The organism is Nostocoides sp. HKS02 (assembly GCF_009707485.1).
Classification (GTDB): Bacteria; Actinomycetota; Actinomycetes; order Actinomycetales; family Dermatophilaceae; genus Pedococcus.
The window spans coordinates 1,105,956-1,126,958 of record NZ_CP046121.1 but is presented as its reverse complement, the minus strand read 5'-3'; the positions used below and the strand labels follow the sequence as shown (position 1 = coordinate 1,126,958).

Below are 21,003 nucleotides of genomic sequence, written 5' to 3'. Positions count from 1 at the left end.
CCCGCTACAGGTTCATTCCCCCGCGGTGAGGGTCAGGAGTTCGTCAAATCCCATCTGGGCCGCCACGGCCGTTGCTAGTTTGCACGAGGCCTGAGTCGGACGAGGGGGAGGACGGATCACCATGCGCGTGTCCAGGAGGCGGTTCGCCGCTGTGGTCGGGGCGGCGGCCCTGTCCTTGGGAGTGATCGCCGGCCCCGCCCATGCGGCCACCGCAACGCTCGGTGGCACGATCACGGACGAGGTGACCGGGTCGCCGATCGCGGCATGCGTGACGATCTACACCGCCGCCGACTTTGGGTACGTGACGAGCACGTGCGCCACGGACACCGGCGACTGGAGTGCACCTGACCTCGAGGCCGGCGTTGCCTACAAGGTGCAGGTCGACGGCAGCGGACCGTACCTCGGCGAGTGGTACGACAACGCCCAGACCTTCGATTCCGCGTCACCGGTCATCGCGCCGGCGACCATCGACACGACGCTGCAGCGCGGCGCTGAGGTCCGCGGCACCCTCACAGACACCTCGGGTGCTCCCGTGGGCGGTGCCTACGTCGAGGTCGTGGACGCCCAGAACTGGCAGGACGTGGGATTCGCCTCCACCGATCCGGACGGTAGGTGGTCGACCCTGGTGCGACCCGGCCAGGTCAAGGTGCACTTCAGCGCGTGGCCCGCGGACCAGTGGGCCTTCGGCAAGGACAGCTTCGACACCGCCGACCCGGTCACGGCGGCGACGGACCAGCCCGTCCAGGTCGACGACCGGCTCGTGCCGCAGGGCACGATCAGCGGACGGGTGACTGATGCCGCCACGCACGCACCGGTCGAGGGCGTCTGCGTCGCGGCAGTGCTGCCGAGCCTGCCGACCGACGAGAACCCGGGCCTGGGCTCCGACTGCACCGCCGCCGACGGGACCTACCAGGTCCAGCCCTGGGAGGCTGGCGCCTGGGTGCTGTCCTTCCAGGACCCACAGGGCAGGTACGTGCAGCAGTACAGCGGCGGCACGCGAGTGCTCGCCGACGCCACGGCGTATGACGTCCACCGCGGCTCGACCGGGACGGCGGACGCCGCCCTCGACGTCGCCGGCCACGTGTCAGGGACCGTCGTCGACTCACGCACGGGCGCCCCGATCCCGGACGTGTGCCCCGCGGCATACGCCGGCCATGGCGGCGGCTTCGTCGTCGGCCAGGCGGACGGGTGCACCGACGCGCACGGCGCCTGGACCCTGGGCGGGCTGCCCGCCGGTTCGGTCGCCGTGCACGTCGCTCCGCCGGGCACCGGTTCGCTCTACAACGTCGTGGGCGACTGGCTGTACAAGTCGGACACGCAGGCCGGGGCGACCCTGGTCGAGGTTCGCCAAGGGGCCACGACCGCGACCCGCACCGAGCGCCTCGTGCCTGGCGGGACGCTGAGCGGCACCGTCACCGACCAGTTCGGCCAGCCCGTCGAGGGTGTCTGGGTCGACGCCTCAGGGGTGCTGCCGGGACGCGCGGGTCCGGGCAACGGCATCTACGACGCCGTGACCGATGCTCAGGGGCACTACGCGATCCAGGGCCTCCCGGCAGGTTCCTACACCCCGGTCGTGTACGCCGGGAGCTTCGACCAGGACTACGCGCCGGTCTGGTCGGGCAAGGCCGACAGCCTGGCGGCCGCACAGCCCCTCAAGGTCAAGACCCTCAAGACCACGGCGTTCAACGCGCAGGTGCTCCCTGGCGCGCGGGTTACCGGGTCCGTCGTCGCGGCGGACGGCTCCGCGCCGCAGGAGTACGGCACCGGCTTCGTCTACTCGACGTCCGGCGCCTACCTCGGCGACTTCGACACGATGCCGGGCAGTGGCGAGTTCCGCACGACTCCGCTGCCCCCGGGTGACTACGTGCTCCGGCTCGACCTGTCGGAGGCGGGCCGCACCGCGTGGTTTGACGGCGCCACGTCGCAGGCTGCCGCCACGGTCATCCACCTCGACCGAGGGGAGCAACGGGCCGTCACCTTCCACCTGCCCTGAGGCGTGTCAGGGGGCGCCTAGGATCGCCCCGTGGCAGCCGCATCGGAGTACGTGCGGTTCGGGACCGTCGTGGCGAGCGAGCCGGTGGAGGTGCGCCACGATCTCGACGGCCTGGACCGCGGGTTCTGGGCCGTCGTGGCCGAGTTCGACGGGCTCCCCACCGCGGTGCGCTTCGCCCACGTGGAGCGGTATGCCGCGCCGGCGCCACGGGTGCCCTGGGCGCCGCTGCGAGGTGAGTGGCAGACGAGCCTGGACCGCGCGGCATACCTCGGTGGGGTGGAGGAGATCCGTGCGCGCATCGCGGCGGGCACCGTCTACCAGGTGAACCTCTGCCGCGTCCTCGCGCACGAGCTGGGGGAGGACGCGGACCTCGAGGGGTTGGCGCAGCTGCTGGAGCGGGGTAACCCCGCGCCGCACTCGGGCCGGGTCCACGTGCCCTCGGCCGGGCTGGACGTCGTCTGCGCCAGTCCCGAGGCGTTCCTGCTGCGCGACGGCGACCGCCTGGAGTCGCGCCCGATCAAGGGGACCGCGAGCAGTCCCGAGACGATGCTGGCCAAGGACTACGCCGAGAACGTCATGATCGTCGACCTCGTGCGCAACGACCTCTCGCACGTCTGTCGTCCGGGCACCGTGCAGGTCGACCACCTCTGCCGACCCGAGGTGCACCCGGGGCTGGTCCACCTGGTGTCAGCAGTGTCCGGGACCCTCCGCCCGGGGGTCGGCTGGCCGGAGATCATGGCAGCGACGTTCCCGCCGGGCTCGGTGTCCGGTGCACCGAAGTCCAGTGCGCTCACGACGATTCGAGACCTCGAGCCAGCGCGACGTGGCCCGTACTGCGGTGCCATCGGCTGGATCGATGCCGACAGCGGGACCGCGGAACTCGCCGTCGGCATCCGGTCGTTCTGGGCAGAACGGGACGCCGGCGGTCGGCGCTGGCTGCGCTTCGGCACCGGCGCCGGCATCACGTGGGGGTCCGACCCGCTGGGCGAGTGGGAGGAGACCCAGGTGAAAGCGGCGAGACTCGTCGGCCTGGCATCTGGAAGGGTGGAGCCATGAGCGGCACGAACGACATCAGAGTGTGGGTCAACGGGCGGCTGACCGGGGTGGACGAGCCGGCGATCGCCGCCCTCGACCACGGGGTCACCGTCGGGGACGGCGCCTTCGAGACGTGCAAGGTCGACGGCGGCCAGGTCTTCGCGGCGACCCGGCACGCCCGCCGACTGGACCGCACCCTCGCCGGGCTGGGCCTGCCCCCGGCCGACCACGCATACCTCGCCGAGGGGACGAAGGCAGTGCTCGAGGCGGGGGAGCCCCTCGAGTTCGGGCGACTGCGCTACTCGGTGACGGGCGGGGCGGGACCGTTGGGCTCCGACCGTGAGGACAGCGCGCTCACCTACATCGTCACGGCCGGCCCGCAGCCCCGACCGCCCATCAGCGCGAGCATCGCCGTGGTGCCCTGGGTACGCAACGAGCGCTCGGCGGTGGCGGGCCTGAAGACGACCTCGTATGCCGAGAACGTCGTGGCGCTCGCCTACGCCAAGGAGCGCGGCGCGATCGAGGCGATCTTCGCCAACACCCGCGGCGAGCTGTGCGAGGGCACCGGGTCGAACATCTTCGTGGTGCGAGACGGGGTGCTGTTCACTCCGCCCCTCGACTCGGGGTGCCTTGCCGGGATCACCCGCGAGGTGACCATCGAGTGGTGTCGCGCCGAGGGCATCGAGGTGCGCGAGGAGGCCATGCCCCTGGACGTGCTCCAGAGCGCTGCGGAGGTCTTCATCACCAGCTCGACCAAGGACGTGCTCACGGTGCACGGAGTGGACGAGCGGGTGCTCGAGCCGGGCCCCGTGACGGCCCGGGCCGCCGAGATCTTCGCCCGGAACAGTGGCGCCCAGCTCGACCCGTGAACACACCCGTGAGCGACCCACTGAAGGACCCCCTGAACGATCCCCTGGACGACCGCGACTGGGAGTGGCGCCGGCGCATCCGCGCGAACGCCCACAGCCACCGCATCTACCGGTGGGTCGTCGCGGTCGTCGGCCTGCTGATCGTCCTCGGCGGGCTGGCGCTCGTTCCGCTGCCGGGGCCCGGCTGGTTGGTCGTCCTCTTCGGGATCATCGTGTGGGCATCGGAGTTCGCCTGGGCCGGACGCCTGCGCGACTGGGTCCGCGAACGGCTGCGGCTCTGGAACGGCTGGATGCTGCGCCAGGGCTGGGCCGTGAGGTCACTCGTGCTGGTCGGGACGGGGGCCGTGGTGGCCGGCCTCTTCTACCTGCTGTTCCTCGTCAGCGGCGTGCCGGGCCTGATGCCGGACGTGGTCGAGCGCTGGGTCACCCGGCTGCCGGGCCTCTGACGGGCAGGCGATCGCCGCCACGCGAGCCGATTTCACCCGGCGCGCCACCTCCCGCTATTCTTCGGGAGCCGTTTCGGCACTGGACGTGTAGCTCAGTTGGTTAGAGCGTTCGCTTCACACGCGAGAGGCCAGGGGTTCGAGTCCCTTCACGTCCACCAGCTTCGACCAACCCACCTCGTGGGTGAGATCGTCCGGGTGGGGACCCGGACGAAGCTGCCCACGAGGCCTGCCAGAGCCCGGCGACGATTCGCCCAGGACGCGGCATACGATCGGCGGGTGTCTGACTCCCTCACCGCGACCACCATCCACCTGACCGGCTCAGACGGCGCCGACGTCGAGGCGTACCTCGCCCGCCCCGAGGGTGAGCACCCCCGTGGGGGCATTGTGGTCATCCACCACCTGCCGGGCTACGACCGGGCCACCAAGGAGATGGTGCGCCGGTTCGCCGAGCTCGGCTACGACGCGATCTGTCCCAACCTCTACTCCCGCGAGGCTCCCGGCGCCGACCCGGCCGATGCGGCCGCCGTCGTGCGCGCCCGTGGCGGCGTGCCCGACGAGCGGCTGGTGGCCGACGTCGATGCGGCCGCGGCATACCTGCGCTCGCTGCCGACGAACAACGGCAAGGTCGGCGTGATCGGCCACTGCTCGGGCGGTCGCCAGAGTGTGCTCGCCGCCTGCCACCTCGACCTCGACGCGGCGGTCGACTGTTACGGCGCCTTCGTCACGGGCGAGCCCCCCGGCCAACTTCCCGCTGGCCATCACCAACCTCGTCGACCAGCTGCCGAACCTGCGGGCGCCACTGCTGGGCCTGTTCGGCGTCGAGGACAAGGCGCCGAGCCCAGAGCATGTCCGCGACCTCGACGCCCGGCTGGACGAGCTCGACAAGCCCCACGAGTTCCACTCCTACGACGACGCCGGCCACGCGTTCTTCGCCGTCGACCGTCCGTCCTACCGGGTCGCCGCGGCGAACGACGGCTGGGAGCGCATCGCCACCTTCTTCGACCAGCACCTGGCGGCCTGAGATGTGCACGTACGCCACGGTGAGGGAGCAGGTCGACGGCAGCGCCAAGGGGCCTGGCGGAGCGTGGTTCCACGTCACGGACGCGACGGTCTACTACGACCACCCCGTGCACGCGATGGCCGAGCACACCCTCAACATCGACCTCGCCGACCCCTCCCGCGGGCCCGGCGCGAGGGTGGCCGTGGAGCTCACCCGCGAGTCCGCGACCCAGCTCGTCGCCGCGATCCAGGCGGCCCTCGCCTCCGCTCCGGAAGGCATGTGAGCATGGCCGAGGTCGTCGAGCTGCACATCTACCCCGCGCACGGCGAGCCCGGCCACACGCTGAGCGAGAGCATGGTCGAGCCCGACGGACTTGCCGGCGACCGGCGCAAGAAGGCAGCGGTCCAGGTGGTCGCAGCACAGGACGTGCGGCCCGAGACCCGGGCCAACGTCGTGGTGTCGATGGAGCCCGGCGAGCTTGCCGCGAGCATCGGATCCGTCCTACGACTGGGCGCGGTCGAGCTCGACGTCACGGGCGCGCCGAGCAGCTGCCCCGGGGTGTATGCCGCGGTCCGCGTCCCCGGGACGGTGCACCTCGGCGACCCGGTCACCGTCGCGGGCCCCGTCACGGACGGCCACACCTCGACATGACCAGTTCCCGAACCCGGGTGACGCCGGCGGGCGCGGCGGCATAGGGTCGAATCGTGGTGCTGCTGCAGGAGCCGGGGACACACGAGCGCGCGGTCGAACGACTTGCCGCGAGCTACCGCGCGATCCCGCGCGATGCCCCGGTCCGACTCGCCAAGAAGACGTCCAACCTCTTCCGGGCCCGTTCCGCCACCAGCGCCCCCGGTCTCGACGTCTCGTCGCTCGACGGCGTCATCACCATCGACCTGCAGGCGCGCACCGCCGACGTGCAGGGCATGTGCACCTACGAGCACCTGGTCGACGCGACGCTGGCGCACGGGTTGGCCCCGTTGGTCGTGCCCCAGCTGAAGACGATCACGCTGGGCGGTGCGGTCACCGGTCTGGGCATCGAGTCGACCTCGTTCCGCAGCGGGCTGCCGCACGAGTCGGTCCTCGAGATGGACATCCTCACCGGCTCCGGCGAGATCGTCACCGCCGCCCCGGACGGACCGCACGCCGACCTCTTCCACGGCTTTCCCAACTCCTACGGCACCCTCGGCTACGCCACCCGCCTGCGCATCGCGCTGGAGCCCACGTTGCCGTTCGTCGCGCTGCGTCACGTGCGGTTCCACGACCTCGAGCACCTCGTGGACACCCTCGGCCAGGTGGTCGACACCGCGCAGCACGACGGTGTGCGGGTCGACTACGTCGACGGGGTCGTCTTCTCGGCCACCGAGGCCTACCTGACGCTGGGCACCCAGACTGCCGAGCCCGGCCCGGCGAGCGACTACACCGGCCAGCAGATCTTCTACCGGTCGATCCAGCACGACTCGCCAGAGCCCAAGACCGACCGCCTGACGATCCACGACTACCTCTGGCGCTGGGACACCGACTGGTTCTGGTGCAGCCGCGCGTTCGGTGCCCAGGACCCCCGGATCCGCCGGCTCTGGCCCCGGCGCTACCGCCGCAGCTCGACCTACTGGAAGCTCATCGCCCTCGACCATCGCTACGGCATTGCCGACCGGATCGAGGCCCGGCGAGGCCAGCCCCCACGCGAGCGCGTCGTCCAGGACATCGAGGTGCCGCTGGGGCGCACTGCGGAGTTCGTCCACTGGTTCCTGCGCGAGATCCCCATCGAGCCGATCTGGCTGTGTCCTGTGCGCAGTCGCGACCACTGGCCGCTCTACCCGCTGCGACCCGGCGAGACCTACGTCAACGTCGGCTTCTGGTCGAGCGTGCCGCGTGATGCCGACGGTGACCCCGGCGCCGCCAACCGACTCATCGAGGCACAGGTCACCGCCCTGGACGGCCACAAGTCGCTCTACTCCGACTCCTTCTATGACCAGGACCAGTTCTGGCGGCTCTACGGCGGCGACGCCTATGCCGAGCTGAAACGCCGATATGACCCCGATTCCCGACTGCTCGACCTCTACTCCAAGGCGGTGCTTCGCAAGTGACGATCCTTCGGACGAACCGACCCGACTCCTCGACCGAGCGGATGTCGATGGCCCAGATCCTCGACACCGTGACCGCGGGCGAGGTTCCGTTGCGCTTCACCGCCTACGACGGGTCCGCCACGGGGCCGGCCCAGGCGGCATACGGGCTGCATCTCAAGTCGCCGCGGGGGGCGAGCTACCTCGCCACCGCCCCCGGCGACCTCGGCATGGCCAGGGCGTACGTCGCCGGTGACCTCGACGTCATCGGGGTGCACCCCGGCGATCCCTACGAACTGCTCAACGCCTTGGGCGAGGTGCACTTCCGGATGCCCCCACCGAGGACCGTGGCCGCGATCGCGAGGTCGCTCGGCGTCGAGCTGCTCAAGCCCCCGCCGCCGCCCCCGCAGGAGGCGCTGCCGCGGTGGCGCCGCGTGGCGGAAGGCATGCGGCACAGCAGGACTCGTGACGCCGAGGCCATCCACCACCACTACGACGTCTCCAACGCGTTCTACGAGCGCGTCCTCGGCCCGTCGATGACCTACACGTGTGCCTGCTACCCCCACGAGGGCGCGACCCTCGAGGAGGCGCAGGAGAACAAGTACCGCCTGGTCTTCGACAAGCTGCGCCTCAAGGAGGGCGACCGGCTGCTCGACATCGGCTGTGGCTGGGGCGGCATGGTCCGGTATGCCGCGCGGCGCGGGGTGCGCGTGATTGGCGCCACCCTCTCGCGCGAGCAGGCGACCTGGGCGCAGGAGGCCATCGCCGCAGAGGGTCTTGGCCACCTCGCCGAGGTGCGCCACAGCGACTACCGCGACGTGAGCGAGACCGGGTTCGACGCCGTGTCGTCGATCGGCCTCACCGAGCACATCGGCATCCGGAACTACCCGTCGTACTTCCGTTTCATCAACGACCGGCTGCGTGTCGGCGGCCTGCTGCTCAACCACTGCATCACCCGACCCGACAACCGCAGGTCGTCGACCGGCGCGTTCATCGACCGCTACGTCTTCCCCGACGGCGAGCTCACCGGCTCGGGCACGATCATCGCCGCCGTGCAGGACGTGGGCCTTGAGGTGCGTCACGAGGAGAACCTCCGCGAGCACTACGCCCAGACCCTCGCCGGGTGGTGCACCAACCTGCGCGACAACTGGGACGCCTGCGTCGAGGAGGTGGGGGAGGCCACCGCCCGGGTCTGGGGCCTGTACATGGCCGGCTCGCGGGTCGGGTTCGAGCGCAACGGGGTGCAGCTCCACCAGGTGCTGGCCGTCAAGCTGGACGAGCGTGGCTCGGCTGGGCTTCCGCTGCGTCCCTGGTGGGAGGCGTAGCCCTCACCTCGTGGTCTCGATCGGGTCGAGCAGCTCGCTGGCCAGCCACGCCTGCGGGATCCCGAACGCGTCGACGAGGTCCTGGGCGTGCGGCCGCAGCGCCGCACACAGGTCGTTCACCGTGGCAGTCACCTGCTTGCTGCGCGCCGGGGTGATGCGGCCGTGCTCGAGGAACCAGCCCTTGTCGGCCTCGATGGTGTGCAGCGCGTAGAGGTCGCAGACCCGCTCGAGGAGCTCTCTCGCAGCGGGGTCGGTGCACGTCTCGATCCCGGTGACGAACGACTCGAGGATGGTCCGGTCGACGTGGGCCCGGGCGGCAGCCACGACGTGGTCCTGGGCGTCGTTGAACACGGCGAACAGGTCGGCGTCGGGCTTGCCGGCCTTGCGCAGTCGCAGCGCGACCGTCTCGAGCAGGTGGCGTTCGCGGTCCTCGAACAGGTCGAGCTGCCAGCCGCGGTCCAGCGGGCCCTTCTCGCTGTCGCGACCGGGTGTGGACTCGATGAGTCGGTGGACCAGGCCGCGCGCGGCGGTCCGCTCGATCACGGCACCGGCGAACTGACGGGCGCCGAAGCGGACCATCCCGAGCGTGTCGAGGTCGCCGAAGCTGTCGCGGTAGTCCGTCAGCAGCCCCTTCGCGACCAGCTGGAGCAGCACGGTGTTGTCGCCCTCGAAGGTCGTGAAGACGTCCGTGTCGGCCTTGAGGGCCGGCAGTCGGTTGACCGCGAGGTAGCCCGCTCCGCCGCAGGCCTCACGGCAGGTCTGGATGGTCGCCGTGGCGTGCGCCGTGGCGACGGCCTTGATCCCTGCGGCCCTGGCCTCGAGCTCGCGCTGCTGGTGCTCCTCGACCTCCTCACCCGAGACCTGCACGTCGTGCATGAGCGCGACCAGCTCGTTCTGGGCGAACTGGAGGGCGTAGGACTTCGCGAGCGCGGGCAGGAGCTTGCGCTGGTGGGTGCGGTAGTCCAGGAGCAGCACCTCGTCGCTGGCGCCGGGAGGGGCGAACTGGCGGCGGTGACCGGCATACGTGATCGCCAGGGTGAGCGCGGTGCGAGTGGCCGCCCCCGCCCCGCCGGCCACGCTGATCCGGCCCCGGACCAGGGTGCCCAGCATGGTGAAGAACCGCCGGGTCTGGTTCTCGATGGGCGAGGTGTAACGACCCTGCTCGTCGATGTCGCCGTACCTGTTGAGCAGGTTGGTGCGGGGCACGCGCACGTGGTCGAAGCTGAGCCGGCCGTTGTCGACGCCGGCGAGGCCGGCCTTCGGGCCGCAGTCGCCGATCGTCACGCCGGGCATCGCAGCGCCGGCGTCGTCCCGGATCGGCACGAGCACGCAGTGCACCCCGTGGGACTCGCCGCCGGTGACGAGCTGGGCGAAGACCGCGGCCATCCGCCCGTCGCGGGCGGCGCCTCCGATGTAGTCCTTGCGGGAGCGCAGGTCAGGGGTGTGCACGACCAGCTCGTCGGTGGCCGGGTCGTAGGTCGCCGTAGTGCCGAGCGACTGCACGTCGGAGCCGTGACCGGTCTCGGTCATCGCGAAGCACCCGGGAAGGCTGGCGTCGATGATCGACGGCAGGTATGCCGCGTGGTGGCGCTTCGTGCCGAGGTTCGCGACGGCGCCACCGAACAGACCCCAGTGGACCCCGGCCTTGACCATGAGCGAGAGGTCGGCGTGCCCGAGCATCTCGAACGCGGTGACCGATCCGCCGAGGTCGCCGTTCCCGCCCATCTCCACCGGGAACCCGCGGGCCGCGTGTCCGGTCTCGGCGATGCCCTGCACCTGGTCGGCGATGCGGGCGCGGTAGTCCTCGAGGCTGAGCCACCCGCTCGGCGGGGCGAACCGCTCCGGGTTGAGCTCCTTTCGGGTCTCGTCGCGGATGGCGGCCCAACGTCCGTCGAGGCTGCGCTGCAAGGCGGTGCTGAGGTCGGTCATGAGTCCTCCTGCGGGGGGTGGTCGGGCCAGGCGGCGGACAGTCCGCTCCATGCCAGGTCGGTGAGCTGTTCGGTGAGGGCGGTGCGGGTGATCCGGGTGCGCCCAGGCGGTTCCGCGAGCCAGTGGTCGGCGGCGGCGCGGACCATGCCCACGACCCCGGCGCCCCACACCGGTGCGGCGGTGCGGTCTCGGCCGCTGGCGCTGAGGGCCGCGCCGATGAGCTCGGACATCTGCGCCGCGATGTGGTCGGTGACCGGAGCCGCCGGGTCGCCGCCCGGTCGGTCGAGCAGGGGAGCGGTGACGACGAACCGGTAGACCTCCGGATCCTTCTCGACGAGCGTGAGGTACGAGTCGATCGCGGCGGACACCAGCGCACGGGGCGAGCTGCGGACGGTGGCGAGGTTGCCGCCCGAGGCGCCCAGCGCCTGTCCGATGGTGCGCAGGATGCGCGTGTCCACGCTCTCGGACACGGCGGCATACAGGCCCTGGCGGTCGGTGAAGTGGCGGTAGATCACGGTCTTGGAGGTCCCGGCCGCGGACGCGATGTCGTCCATGCCGACGCCCGCGCCGTGCTCACGGATGGCGCGCACCGTGGCCTCGACGAGCTCGCGGCGCCGCGTCTCGCGGTGCCCGTCCCAGCGGGTGCTCCGGCCGTCGGTGGTGGTGGTCACAGTCAGCGACGGTAGCAGGTACTTTCCGTACCTGCTACCGTCAGTATCAGTTATTCACGACACGTTGTTCACGACTTCTAGGAGCACTCCGTGGCACCCTCAGCCCGCTCGTCCGCCCAGCCGCGTCGCGCCGCCGTCATCGGGGGCAACCGGATTCCGTTCGCGCGCGCCAACGGCCCCTACGCCAAGGCGTCGAACCAGGACATGCTCACCGCTGCGCTCGAGGGTCTCGTGGCCCGGCACGGGCTGGCTGGGGAGCAGCTCGGCGAGGTCGTCGCGGGCGCGGTGCTCAAGCACAGCCGCGACTTCAACCTCACCCGTGAGTCGGTGCTCGGTTCGAGCCTGTCGCCGACGACGCCGGCCTACGACGTCCAGCAGGCCTGTGGCACCGGGCTCGAGGCGGCGATCCTCGTGGCGAACAAGATCGCCCTTGGCCAGATCGACTGCGGCATCGCCGGCGGCACCGACACCGCCTCGGACGCGCCCATCGCCGTCAACGAGGGGCTGCGGGAGACGCTGCTGGGGCTCAACCGCGCCAAGACCCCCGGGCAGCGCCTCAAGGCTCTCTCGGGGTTGCGCCCAGGCCAGCTGGTCCCGGAGATCCCGCGCAACGTCGAGCCCCGGACCGGGCTGTCCATGGGTGACCACATGGCCCAGACCGCCGCCCAGTGGGGGATCACCCGTGCAGCCCAGGACGAGCTAGCCGCGGCCTCCCACCACAACCTCGGGGCCGCCTACGACCGCGGCTTCTTCGACGACCTGCTGACCCCGTTCCTCGGGCTGACCCGCGACCAGAACCTGCGCCCCGACTCCTCCGTCGAGAAGCTGGCGACCCTGCGCCCGGTGTTCGGGCTGAACCCTGACGGCACGAGCGAGGGCGCCACGATGACGGCAGGCAACTCGACGCCGCTGACCGACGGGGCCTCGGCGGTCCTGCTCGGTTCCGACGAGTGGGCTGCGGCGCACGGCCTCCCGGTGCTCGCGCACCTGGTCGACGCCCAGACTGCTGCCGTCGACTACGTCACCGGGCGCGAGGGCCTGCTCATGGCTCCCGCGTACGCGCTGCCGCACCTGCTCGACCGTCAGGGCATGAAGCTCCAGGACTTCGACCTGGTCGAGATCCACGAGGCGTTCGCGTCGACCGTCCTGTCGACGCTCGCGGCCTGGGAGAGCGAGGAGTTCTGCCGCGACCGGCTCGGGCTCGACGCGCCGATCGGGCCCCTCGACCGCAGCAAGCTCAATGTCAACGGCTCGTCCCTGGCGGCCGGCCACCCGTTCGCCGCGACCGGCGGGCGCATCGTGGCCTCGTTGGCCAAGATGCTCCACGAGCGCGGCTCGGGGTCCCGGGGCCTCATCTCGATCTGCGCCGCCGGCGGCCAGGGCGTCATGGCGATCCTCGAGGCGGCCTGACATGGCGGGCGCCTACGCGGGCCTGGTCACCAGCCCGGTCGGCAAGCGGCTGGCTGCCCAGCTCGGACTGCCCCGCCCGACCACCCTTCGCCGGTATGCCGCCGACGCCCCTCTCGTCGACGGCCCCGTCCTCGTCGGTGGGCTGGGCGAGGCTCCGGTCTCGGCGCGGGTGCGCGACCTGCTCAAGGTCGAGCGGGTCGACACCGTCGACGAGGTGGCCTCGGGATATCCGGTCGCTGCCGTGGTCGCTGACCTGACGCAGGCCTCGACCCCACAGGACCTGGACGTCTTGCGCACGCTCGTCGCCCCTGCGGTGAAGGGACTGCTGCCCAGCGGTCGGGTCGTCGTCGTCGGTCGTCCGCATGCGAGCGCGGCCGACCCGGCGCAGGCCGCCACCCGGCGTGCCCTCGAGGGCATCACCCGCTCCATCGGCAAGGAGCTCCGCTCCGGTGCCACGGCGAACCTCGTCCTCGTCGAGGAGGGCGCCGATGCGGGCGCCGACGCGGCGCTGCGCTTCCTGCTGTCCGGCCGTTCGGCATACGTCGACGGCCAGGTGGTCCGGGTCGGCGCGGGGTCACCCATCGAGCCCACCAGCTGGGCCCGTCCGCTCGACGGCAAGGTCGCCGTGGTGACCGGTGCCGCACGGGGGATCGGCGCCGCCATCGCCGACGTCCTCGCCCGCGACGGCGCGACCGTCGTGTGCGTCGACGTGCCCGCCGCCGGCGACGCCCTCACGCGCACCGCCAACGGGGTGGGCGGCACGGCGCTCCAGCTCGACGTGACGGCCCCGGACGCCGGGGGCCGGATTCTCGAGCACGCCACGACGCGGCACGGCGGCCTCGACATCGTCGTGCACAACGCGGGGATCACCCGCGACAAGCTGTTCGCCAACATGGACGATGCCCGGTGGGGGTCGGTCCTCGACGTCAACCTCGGCTCCATCCTGCGCATGAACGAGGTTCTCCTCGGCGCCGACGGGGTTCGCGACCACGGCCACGTCGTCCTGGTGTCCTCCATCGCGGGCATCGCCGGCAACCGTGGCCAGACGAACTACGCCGCCTCGAAGGCTGGGGTCATCGGCCTGGTCGACGCCCTCTCCGCAGACCCGGACCTGCGACGCCGTGCCATCACGGTGAACGCCGTCGCCCCGGGCTTCATCGAGACCGAGATGACGGCCAAGGTGCCCTTCGCCACCCGCGAGGTCGGACGGCTGCTCAACTCGCTCAACCAGGGCGGCCTGCCGGTCGACGTCGCCGAGACGATCGCCTGGTTCAGCCAGGACGCCAATGCCGCCGTCACCGGCAACGTGGTCCGAGTCTGCGGCCAGAGCCTGCTGGGGGCCTGAGGTGAGCGTCCGCTACCTGTACGAGAGCCCTTCCCTCCCGCGGCTGTTCGCCAAGGCGGCGCTGACCCAGCGCGGGCGCGGCGGCGACCTCCCGGCATACGCGCTGAGACGAGCCGGGGTGCGAGTCGACCGCGACCACCTCCTGGCGTACCAACGGATCTGCCGTTTCACGGGCGGCGACGTGCTACCTCACCCCTACCCGCACGTACTCGGGTTCCCCCTGCAGGTGCAGCTCATGGCCGACCGCGCCTTTCCCCTGGCGCTGCCCGGCCTCGTCCACCTGGAGAACCAGGTCACCGTCCATCGCCGGCTCACGGCTGACGACCTGGTCGACCTCACGGTCAGTGCCGAGCAGCTGCGGGCGCATCCGAAGGGCACCGTGGTCGACCTCGTGACCGTGGTGGACGTCGACGGCGAGCGGGTCTGGGAGGGACGCAGCACCTACCTGCGCCGCGGGCGCACCGGTGCCCCCGCGCAGGTGGAGGGTCCGGCGCGTCCGAGCGCGCCGATGCTGCGGCCGCTTCCCGGTGGCGCGGGTGCCGCAGTGGTTCGCGTCCCCGAGGACATCGGCCGCCGGTATGCCGCGGTGTCCGGTGACGTCAACCCGATCCACCTGCACCGGCTCCCCGCCCGGACCATGGGCTTCCCCGGGCGATCGCCCACGGGATGTGGACGTATGCCCGCGCGCTGGCAGTGCTCGGGCCGCAGACCTCCGGGCCCGGCACCTCCCACGTCTGGTTCCAGAAGCCAGTGCTCGTGCCGAGCACGGTCGAAGTCGTCGTGGACGACCGCGCGGAGCCGGCCCTCGTCGGGCTTCGCTCTGCCAAGGACGTGGCGACCAACCACCTCGTGCTCACCTTTCAGCCAGGACTCAGCGCCTGACTTGAGGTGCCGAGCCGGGGTGCCTAACGTGGCTAGATGGCCAATGAGCAGGCGTCACCGCCGTCCCCTGCCTGGGCGGTGGCCTCCGTGGCCCGCGCCGCCGGAATCGCTCGTCGCGCACTGACCGAGCGAGGCACCGAGCGCGACGCAGCCCTGCTCATGCTCAAGGCGGCACTGGCCACCGTCATCGCCTGGCAGTTCGCCGTGCGGGTCCTGCACAGCCCCTCGCCGTTCTACGCCCCGATGGCGGCGCTGCTCGTGGTCGACCGCACCATGGTCCGCTCCCTGTGGGCCAGCGCGCAGCGCGTCGTCGCGGTCGTCGTGGGCATGAGTGCCGCCTGGCTCGTCGGCTCCCTGGTGGGCGTGCACTGGTGGAGCATGCTCCCGGTCATCTACCTCGCGCTGCTCATCGCGCGGTGGCGCAGGCTGGGCGACCACGGCATCCAGGTTCCGGCGATGGCGCTCCTGTCGCTGCTCACGCTGGGTGGTACCAACACCCAGTTCACCTACCTCGCCATCGTCGAGACGGTCGTCGGCGGGGTCATCGGGGTGCTGACCAACGCCGTGGTCCTCGCCCCGCTGCACGTCCACAAGCCCCGCGAGCAGATCCAGCTGCTGACCAAGCGCGTCTGCGAGCTCCTCAACGACATCAGTGCCGGGCTACGCGAGGGGTGGGACGCCGACGCGGCCCGCCGGTGGTACGACGTGAGCACCGAGCTCATCGCCCTGGCCCCGAGCATCCGCGCGGAGATCGAGACGGGAGTGGAGAGCACGAAGTTCAACCTTCGCGACAACCTGCGACCCCTCGACGTCGACTGGGCCGGGTATGCCGAGACCGTCGAGGCCATCCGCCGCAGCCAGTGGCAGATCTCGGGAATCGCTCGCACGCTGGTCGACGCCGCCGACGACGAGGAGGCCCAGCCCGCCCCGTCCCCGGCCTTCGTCGACGAGTACGCGGGGGTGCTCGACGACATAGCCCAGGCGCTCGGCCACTTCGGCCTCGCCGACGAGACCGAGCGCACCGTGGTCCGCGACTGCCTGCGGCATGCCGCCGCGACCCTGGATCGTCTGGGCGAGAAGGTCCGCACGACCGAGCTGGACGACCCTCGCGCCTGGCCCGCGTACGGCGCCCTCCTCCTCGACGGCCAGCGGCTGGTCCGTGAGCTCGAGGTGCATGGCGGCAGAGCGGTGATGCCCACCGACAGCGGGCCGATCCGGCGCCCGGCGCCCGAGGCGCTCCGGCTCTGGTCCGAGCCTGAGGACACGTCGCCCTGACCACGTGCCCGGCTGGGGCGAACAACTGCCGCGCGAGCGGCCGCGGGTGGCCGATACCATCGGTATGCCGCGCGCGGACCTCCGTCCGCGGCATACCCCGTCCTCGTGCCACCAGGAGTGCCCGTGCCTGCCCAGATCACCGTCATCGTCTCCGGAAGCGAGCGATCGGTGCCGGAGCAGACGACGTGCGCCGACCTGTTCGAGGGCGACCGCGCCGTTCTCGTCGCCCGCGTCAACGGTGAGCTGCGAGACCTCGCACACCCGCTCGTCGACGGCGACTCCGTCGAGCCGGTGACCGCCCAGGAGCAGGACGGGCTCGACGTGTTGCGGCACAGTGCCGCCCACGTGCTGGCGCAGGCGGTCCAGGAGGTCAACCCCAAGGCGAGGCTCGGCATCGGCCCGCCGGTGCGCGACGGCTTCTACTACGACTTCGACGTCGAGGACCCGTTCACCCCCGAGGACCTCAAGGCCCTCGAGAAGGTCATGCAGCGGATCGTCAACGAGGGCCAGACCTTCGTGCGCCGCGAGGTCAGCGACGCGCAGGCCGCGGTCGAGCTCGCCGACGAGCCGTACAAGGTCGAGCTGATCGGCCTCAAGGGCGGGGGAGCGGGGGACCAGGCCGAAGGGGCCGACGTCGAGGTGGGCGGCGCGCAGCTGACCATCTACGACAACGTGCGCCGCGACGGGAGCCGGGCCTGGGGCGACCTGTGCCGCGGTCCGCACGTGCCGTCGACCAAGGTGCTCGGCAACGCGTTCAAGCTCATGCGCAGCGGTGGGGCCTACTGGCGCGGCAGCGAGAAGAACCCGCAGCTCCAGCGTGTGTACGGCACGGCGTGGCCGACCAAGGACGACCTCAAGGCCTACCTCGAGCGGCAGGCCGAGGCCGAACGGCGCGACCACCGGAAGATCGGCCAGGAGCAGGACCTGTTCAGCTTCCCCGAGGAGCTCGGGTCAGGTCTGCCCGTCTTCCACCCCAAGGGTGGCGTGATCAAGCGGGTCATGGAGGACTACGTCCGCGACCGGCACATCCAGGAGGGCTTCGAGTACGTCGGGACCCCGCACATCGCCAAGGAACAGCTGTTCCACACCTCTGGGCACCTGCCTTACTACGGCGAGGGCATGTTCCCGCCCTTCGACGTCGACGGCACCGACTACCGCCTCAAGGCGATGAACTGCCCGATGCACAACCTCATCTTCCGCTCCCGCGGCCGGTCCTACCGCGAGCTGCCGTTGCGGCTGTTCGAGTTCGGGCACGTCTACCGCAACGAGAAGTCCGGGGTCGTGCACGGTCTGACCCGCGTGCGCGGGTTCGCCCAGGACGACTCGCACTCCTACGTCACCAAGGAGCAGGCGCCCGGCGAGATCAAGCACCTGCTCGACTTCGTGCTCTCGCTGTTGCGTGACTTCGGCATGGACGACTTCTACCTCGAGCTGTCCACCCGCGACACCGAGGGCGAGAAGAGCACCAAGTTCATCGGCTCCGACGAGCAGTGGGAGGTCGCCACCGCGGTCCTCGAGCGGGTCGCCGTCGAGTCCGGGCTCGAGCTCGTGCCCGACCCCGGCGGTGCGGCCTACTACGGCCCCAAGATCTCGGTCCAGGCCCGTGACGCGATCGGCCGCACCTGGCAGATGTCGACCATCCAGTACGACTTCAACCAGCCTGAGCGGTTCGGTCTCGAGTACCAGGCCGCCGACGGGTCGCGTCAGCAGCCCGTGATGATCCACTCGGCCAAGTTCGGCTCGATCGAGCGGTTCCTCGGAGTCCTCGTGGAGCACTACGCCGGCGCGTTCCCGCCCTGGCTGTCGCCGGTCCAGGTGCTCGGCATCCCAGTCGCCGAGGAGTTCTCGACCTACCTCCACGAGGTCGCGGACCAGTTGCGGCGCAAGGGGATTCGCGTCGAGATCGACGACACCGACGACCGGTTCCCCAAGAAGATCCGCAATGCCTCCAAGTCGAGGGTGCCGTTCGTGCTGATCGCCGGTGAAGAGGACCGCAGCGCGGGCGCGGTGTCGTTCCGGTACCGCGACGGTTCCCAGAAGAACGGCGTCCCGGTAGCCGAGGCCATCGCCGAGGTCGTTGCCGCCGTCGAGTCGCGCACGCAGGTCTAGGGACGCCCGGAGCTTGCCGGGCGCCACTCCATCCGGACGTCCGGGGCGCCCTCCTCGTTCTGCCCGTCGGTCCACTCGACCGCGACGAAGCCGTGGCGTTCGTAGAAGCGCTGCGCCGCACGGTTGCTCTGGAACGTCCAGAGCTGGAGGCCCTCCGGGTACCGATCCTGGGCCAGCGCCACGAAGCGCGAGCCGAGCCCGCGGTCGCGATGGGGTGCGGCGATGTACAGGTGGCCGAGCTGGTCGGGGGCCATCAGGGCCATGAACCCCACCGGGCCGGCCTCGGTGTCGGCGACCCAGACCTCGAAATGGGGCAGCAGCACCTCCTTGACGAAAGGCTCGACTCTGTCCCTGGTGTGCACCATCGGTGGGATGTGAGGGAGCGTCCCGATGCGGATGGTCCACAGGAGCTCGGCGATGTCGGCAGCGTCGTCCGCGGCGGCAGAACGTATCGAGGGGTCCTCCGGTTCGGAGGCATCCGAGGGCACATTTCGTCTCTGCCCGCTGGATGCCACCGCAAAACCTGAGGCTGACTGCGGCGGGAGCGACGAGGGGCGTCCTAGGATCGCTGACCATGAGCGATGCACTCGAACCGGACACCGACTTCGCGGGGGTGAAGGACGGCTTCGAGCGGCTCTGGACACCGCACCGGATGGCCTACGTGACCGGCGAGCGGCCGAGCCAGGATGCGGGCGAGGGGTGTCCCTTCTGCGCTGCACCGGGCCGGGACGACGAGGGCGGCCTCATCGTCCACCGGGGTGAGCTGTGCTACGTGGTCATGAACCTCTTCCCGTACAACCCCGGCCACGTGTTGGTCTGTCCCTACCGCCACGTCTCCCTCTACGTCGACCTCACGGACGACGAGACGACCGAGTTCACGGCGCTCACCAAGCACGCGATCGCGGCCATCGACGAGGCATCGGCGCCGCACGGCTACAACATCGGCATGAACCAGGGCGGGGTCGCCGGCGCCGGCGTGCAGGCACACCTGCACCAGCACATCGTCCCGCGGTGGGGCGGGGACTCGAACTTCCTGCCGGTGATCGCCCAGACCAAGGCGCTGCCGATGCTCCTCGAGGACGTCCGTTCGCGGATCGCCGCGGCTTGGCCGACGAGGGCTCAGTAGGCTGAGGCCCACCATGCTCAACAAGTACGCACGCGCGCTCTTCACCCGGATCTTCACCCCCGTCGCCAGACTCCTGCTCTCGCTCGGGGTCAGCCCCGACGTAGTGACCATCGTCGGCACGCTCGGGGTGACGATCGGTGCACTCGCGTTCTACCCCCGCCACGAGTTCTTCTGGGGCACCGTCGTCATCGCCGTGTTCGTGTTCTCCGACACCGTCGACGGGGTGATGGCCCGGATGTCCGGCCGTTCCGGCAACTGGGGGGGCCTACCTCGACTCCACCCTCGACCGGGTCGGCGACTCCGCGATCTTCGGCGGCCTCGTCCTCTGGTACGCCGGCAGCGGAAACGACTTCCTCATGGCCGGGCTCGCGCTGGCGTGCCTCATCCTGGGCAGCGTCGTCTCCTATGCCAAGGCACGCGCCGAGGGGCTCGGCATGACCGCGAACGTCGGTATCGCCGAACGCGCCGACCGACTCGTCGCCGTACTGGTGACGACCGGCCTCGTCGGGCTCGGGCTGCCCGAGGTCGTCCTCGCGATCGTGCTGGCCCTGCTCGCCGTCGCCAGCCTCGTCACCGTCGTCCAGCGCGTCCTGACTGTGCGCAAGCAGGCCCTGGGCGCGGCGTGAGCGCTGTGGCCGACGCGCTTGCCGTCGGAAGCTACCGCCTCGGGTGGGGTGCGGTGCGCCGCCTGCCCGAGCGCGCGGCATACGCCGCCTTCGACCAGCTGGCCGACGTCACGGTCGCCCGCGGCGGCAAGGGAGTCCAGCGGCTGCGCAGCAACTACGCCCTGGTGCGGCCCGAGCTCACCGACGGCGAGCTCGACGAGCTCGTCCGCGCCGGCATGCGGTCCTACCTGCGCTACTACTGCGAGGCGTTCCGGCTGCCCGATCGCAGCGCCGAGCAGATCCGGGCCGCGGTGCGCGTCGAGGGGGACGAGCCCGTCCGCGCCGAGCTGACCGCTGGACGGCCCGCTCTGTGCTTCCTGGGCCACCTCGGCAACTGGGACGTGGCCGGGGCTTGGGGCGCGCGCGAGCTCGGGCCGGTCGTCACCGTGGCCGAGCGGCTCAAGCCGGAGTCGGTGTATGCCGAGTTCCTCGCCTTCCGCGAGTCGCTCGGCATGACGATCCTGCCGCTCACCGGCGGGGGAGACGTCTTCGCCGAGCTGCGGGCACACCTGACCTCGCCGGTGGTGATGCCGCTGTTGGCCGACCGCGACCTCACCGCGCGCGGGATCGACGTCGACCTCTGCGGCCACCGCGCCCGGATGGCTGCGGGCCCAGCCGCGCTGGCCCTGGCCACCGGGGCCGCGTTGTTCCCTGTGTCGATCCACTACGAGCCGCTCCCCGGGTCGTCGTGGCGGCACCGGGTCGTCATCACCTTCCACCCGCGCGTCGAGGCACCCACCACGGGCACGACCCGCGCCAAGGCCACCGCGCTGACCCAGAGCTGTGCCGACGTCCTGGGCGCGGCGATCCGCGAACACACCGAGGACTGGCACATGCTGCAGCGGGTGTTCACGTGATGACCG

20 protein-coding genes, 1 tRNA gene and 2 pseudogenes are annotated in these 21,003 nt (G+C 71.1%); 19 read left to right on the top strand and 4 right to left on the bottom strand.

All coding sequences use genetic code 11. The features are described from left to right. Window positions 1-127: 127 nt before the first annotated feature. The 11 genes and pseudogenes from GKE56_RS05320 (at window position 128) to GKE56_RS05275 (ending at window position 8,728) form a co-directional block, all read left to right on the top strand. The gene (locus GKE56_RS05320) at window positions 128-1,993 is read left to right on the top strand and encodes a collagen binding domain-containing protein (RefSeq protein ID WP_195908250.1); all 1,866 of its coding nucleotides are present in this window, start codon (window positions 128-130) and stop codon (window positions 1,991-1,993) included. Between the two features lie 30 nt (window positions 1,994-2,023). After that, the gene (locus GKE56_RS05315; RefSeq protein ID WP_154683647.1) at window positions 2,024-3,049 is read left to right on the top strand and encodes a chorismate-binding protein; all 1,026 of its coding nucleotides are present in this window, start codon (window positions 2,024-2,026) and stop codon (window positions 3,047-3,049) included. Beyond that, the gene (locus GKE56_RS05310) at window positions 3,046-3,897 is read left to right on the top strand and encodes an aminotransferase class IV (protein WP_154683646.1); all 852 of its coding nucleotides are present in this window, start codon (window positions 3,046-3,048) and stop codon (window positions 3,895-3,897) included. Before GKE56_RS05315 ends, GKE56_RS05310 begins: the two co-directional genes overlap by 4 nt. An 8-nt stretch (window positions 3,898-3,905) precedes the next feature. Beyond that, window positions 3,906-4,343: a PGPGW domain-containing protein gene (locus tag GKE56_RS05305; RefSeq protein ID WP_195908249.1), complete on the top strand. Its 438-nt coding sequence runs from the start codon at window positions 3,906-3,908 to the stop codon at window positions 4,341-4,343. An 81-nt stretch (window positions 4,344-4,424) separates the two neighbouring features. Further along, window positions 4,425-4,501: transfer RNA gene (locus GKE56_RS05300), tRNA-Val, on the top strand. 19 nt (window positions 4,502-4,520) lie between these two features. Further along, window positions 4,521-5,006: pseudogene (locus GKE56_RS18150) on the top strand (dienelactone hydrolase family protein); the annotation flags it as partial. Then, window positions 5,005-5,364, top strand: a complete 360-nt coding sequence (locus GKE56_RS17235; RefSeq protein ID WP_230209207.1) for a dienelactone hydrolase family protein — start codon at window positions 5,005-5,007, stop codon at window positions 5,362-5,364. The pseudogene GKE56_RS18150 and the gene GKE56_RS17235, both read left to right, overlap by 2 nt. Window positions 5,365-5,383: 19 nt before the next feature. Beyond that, window positions 5,384-5,626: a DUF6295 family protein gene (locus GKE56_RS05290; protein WP_230209206.1), complete on the top strand. Its 243-nt coding sequence runs from the start codon at window positions 5,384-5,386 to the stop codon at window positions 5,624-5,626. A 2-nt stretch (window positions 5,627-5,628) separates the two neighbouring features. Then, window positions 5,629-5,994 carry an MOSC domain-containing protein gene (locus GKE56_RS05285; protein ID WP_154683643.1) on the top strand — a complete coding sequence of 122 codons (366 nt, stop codon included), beginning with the start codon at window positions 5,629-5,631 and terminating at the stop codon, window positions 5,992-5,994. A gap of 53 nt (window positions 5,995-6,047) precedes the next feature. Then, entirely contained in the window at window positions 6,048-7,427 is a 1,380-nt protein-coding gene (locus GKE56_RS05280) for an FAD-binding oxidoreductase (protein WP_195908248.1), read from the top strand. Beyond that, complete coding sequence (locus GKE56_RS05275) at window positions 7,424-8,728, top strand: class I SAM-dependent methyltransferase (protein ID WP_230209205.1); 1,305 nt, start codon at window positions 7,424-7,426, stop codon at window positions 8,726-8,728. The genes GKE56_RS05280 and GKE56_RS05275 overlap by 4 nt, the downstream gene beginning before the upstream one ends. Before the next feature lie 3 nt (window positions 8,729-8,731). On the opposite strand, the gene GKE56_RS05270 is transcribed toward GKE56_RS05275, so the two are convergent. Together GKE56_RS05270 and GKE56_RS05265 are read right to left on the bottom strand one after the other, a co-directional pair. After that, window positions 8,732-10,657: an acyl-CoA dehydrogenase gene (locus GKE56_RS05270; protein ID WP_154683642.1), complete on the bottom strand. Its 1,926-nt coding sequence runs from the start codon at window positions 10,655-10,657 to the stop codon at window positions 8,732-8,734. Beyond that, window positions 10,654-11,328: a TetR family transcriptional regulator gene (locus tag GKE56_RS05265; protein ID WP_230209204.1), complete on the bottom strand. Its 675-nt coding sequence runs from the start codon at window positions 11,326-11,328 to the stop codon at window positions 10,654-10,656. The genes GKE56_RS05270 and GKE56_RS05265 overlap by 4 nt, the downstream gene beginning before the upstream one ends. Window positions 11,329-11,418: 90 nt before the next feature. Between GKE56_RS05265 and GKE56_RS05260 the strand changes: the two genes are divergently transcribed. After that, complete coding sequence (locus tag GKE56_RS05260; RefSeq protein ID WP_154683640.1) at window positions 11,419-12,738, top strand: acetyl-CoA C-acetyltransferase; 1,320 nt, start codon at window positions 11,419-11,421, stop codon at window positions 12,736-12,738. A 1-nt stretch (window position 12,739) separates the two neighbouring features. Next, window positions 12,740-14,083 (top strand): 3-oxoacyl-ACP reductase, encoded by a 1,344-nt coding sequence (locus GKE56_RS05255; protein ID WP_154683639.1) that lies wholly within the window; start codon window positions 12,740-12,742, stop codon window positions 14,081-14,083. Between the two features lie 184 nt (window positions 14,084-14,267). On the opposite strand, the gene GKE56_RS17230 is transcribed toward GKE56_RS05255, so the two are convergent. After that, entirely contained in the window at window positions 14,268-14,696 is a 429-nt protein-coding gene (locus GKE56_RS17230) for a hypothetical protein (RefSeq protein ID WP_230209203.1), read from the bottom strand. A gap of 53 nt (window positions 14,697-14,749) precedes the next feature. Here GKE56_RS17230 and GKE56_RS17225 point away from each other — a divergent pair, with 53 nt between their 5' ends. From GKE56_RS17225 to thrS, 3 genes are all read left to right on the top strand, one after another. Next, the gene (locus GKE56_RS17225; RefSeq protein WP_230209202.1) at window positions 14,750-14,965 is read left to right on the top strand and encodes a hypothetical protein; all 216 of its coding nucleotides are present in this window, start codon (window positions 14,750-14,752) and stop codon (window positions 14,963-14,965) included. A gap of 36 nt (window positions 14,966-15,001) precedes the next feature. Beyond that, window positions 15,002-16,240: an aromatic acid exporter family protein gene (locus GKE56_RS05245; RefSeq protein WP_154683638.1), complete on the top strand. Its 1,239-nt coding sequence runs from the start codon at window positions 15,002-15,004 to the stop codon at window positions 16,238-16,240. A 123-nt stretch (window positions 16,241-16,363) separates the two neighbouring features. Continuing rightward, complete coding sequence (gene thrS / locus GKE56_RS05240) at window positions 16,364-18,349, top strand: threonine--tRNA ligase (protein WP_154683637.1); 1,986 nt, start codon at window positions 16,364-16,366, stop codon at window positions 18,347-18,349. Here the strand turns inward: thrS and GKE56_RS05235 are convergent. Then, window positions 18,346-18,837: a GNAT family N-acetyltransferase gene (locus tag GKE56_RS05235; RefSeq protein ID WP_230209201.1), complete on the bottom strand. Its 492-nt coding sequence runs from the start codon at window positions 18,835-18,837 to the stop codon at window positions 18,346-18,348. The two genes, thrS and GKE56_RS05235, sit on opposite strands and share 4 nt — an antisense overlap. A gap of 86 nt (window positions 18,838-18,923) precedes the next feature. On the opposite strand from GKE56_RS05235, the gene GKE56_RS05230 reads away from it, so the two are divergent. The 3 genes and pseudogenes from GKE56_RS05230 to GKE56_RS05225 all read left to right on the top strand — a co-directional run bounded on the left by GKE56_RS05230 (window position 18,924) and on the right by GKE56_RS05225 (window position 20,997). Beyond that, the gene (locus tag GKE56_RS05230) at window positions 18,924-19,475 is read left to right on the top strand and encodes an HIT domain-containing protein (RefSeq protein WP_154683636.1); all 552 of its coding nucleotides are present in this window, start codon (window positions 18,924-18,926) and stop codon (window positions 19,473-19,475) included. A gap of 13 nt (window positions 19,476-19,488) precedes the next feature. Then, window positions 19,489-20,101, top strand: a pseudogene (gene pgsA, locus GKE56_RS17220) (phosphatidylinositol phosphate synthase). Beyond that, window positions 20,098-20,997 (top strand): phosphatidylinositol mannoside acyltransferase, encoded by a 900-nt coding sequence (locus GKE56_RS05225; RefSeq protein ID WP_230209200.1) that lies wholly within the window; start codon window positions 20,098-20,100, stop codon window positions 20,995-20,997. Before pgsA ends, GKE56_RS05225 begins: the two are co-directional and overlap by 4 nt. The last annotated feature ends 6 nt before the right edge of the window (window positions 20,998-21,003 follow it).

Bases quoted from the DNA above. Each gene is read 5' to 3' on its own strand.
- GKE56_RS05310 (WP_154683646.1), top strand. From the start codon at position 3,046: ATGAGCGGCACGAACGACATCAGAGTGTGGGTCAACGGGCGGCTGACC.
- GKE56_RS05285 (WP_154683643.1), top strand. From the start codon at position 5,629: ATGGCCGAGGTCGTCGAGCTGCACATCTACCCCGCGCACGGCGAGCCC.
- GKE56_RS05270 (WP_154683642.1), bottom strand. From the start codon at position 10,657: ATGACCGACCTCAGCACCGCCTTGCAGCGCAGCCTCGACGGACGTTGG.
- GKE56_RS05255 (WP_154683639.1), top strand. From the start codon at position 12,740: ATGGCGGGCGCCTACGCGGGCCTGGTCACCAGCCCGGTCGGCAAGCGG.
- GKE56_RS17225 (WP_230209202.1), top strand. From the start codon at position 14,750: ATGTGGACGTATGCCCGCGCGCTGGCAGTGCTCGGGCCGCAGACCTCC.
- GKE56_RS05245 (WP_154683638.1), top strand. From the start codon at position 15,002: ATGGCCAATGAGCAGGCGTCACCGCCGTCCCCTGCCTGGGCGGTGGCC.
- GKE56_RS05230 (WP_154683636.1), top strand. From the start codon at position 18,924: ATGAGCGATGCACTCGAACCGGACACCGACTTCGCGGGGGTGAAGGAC.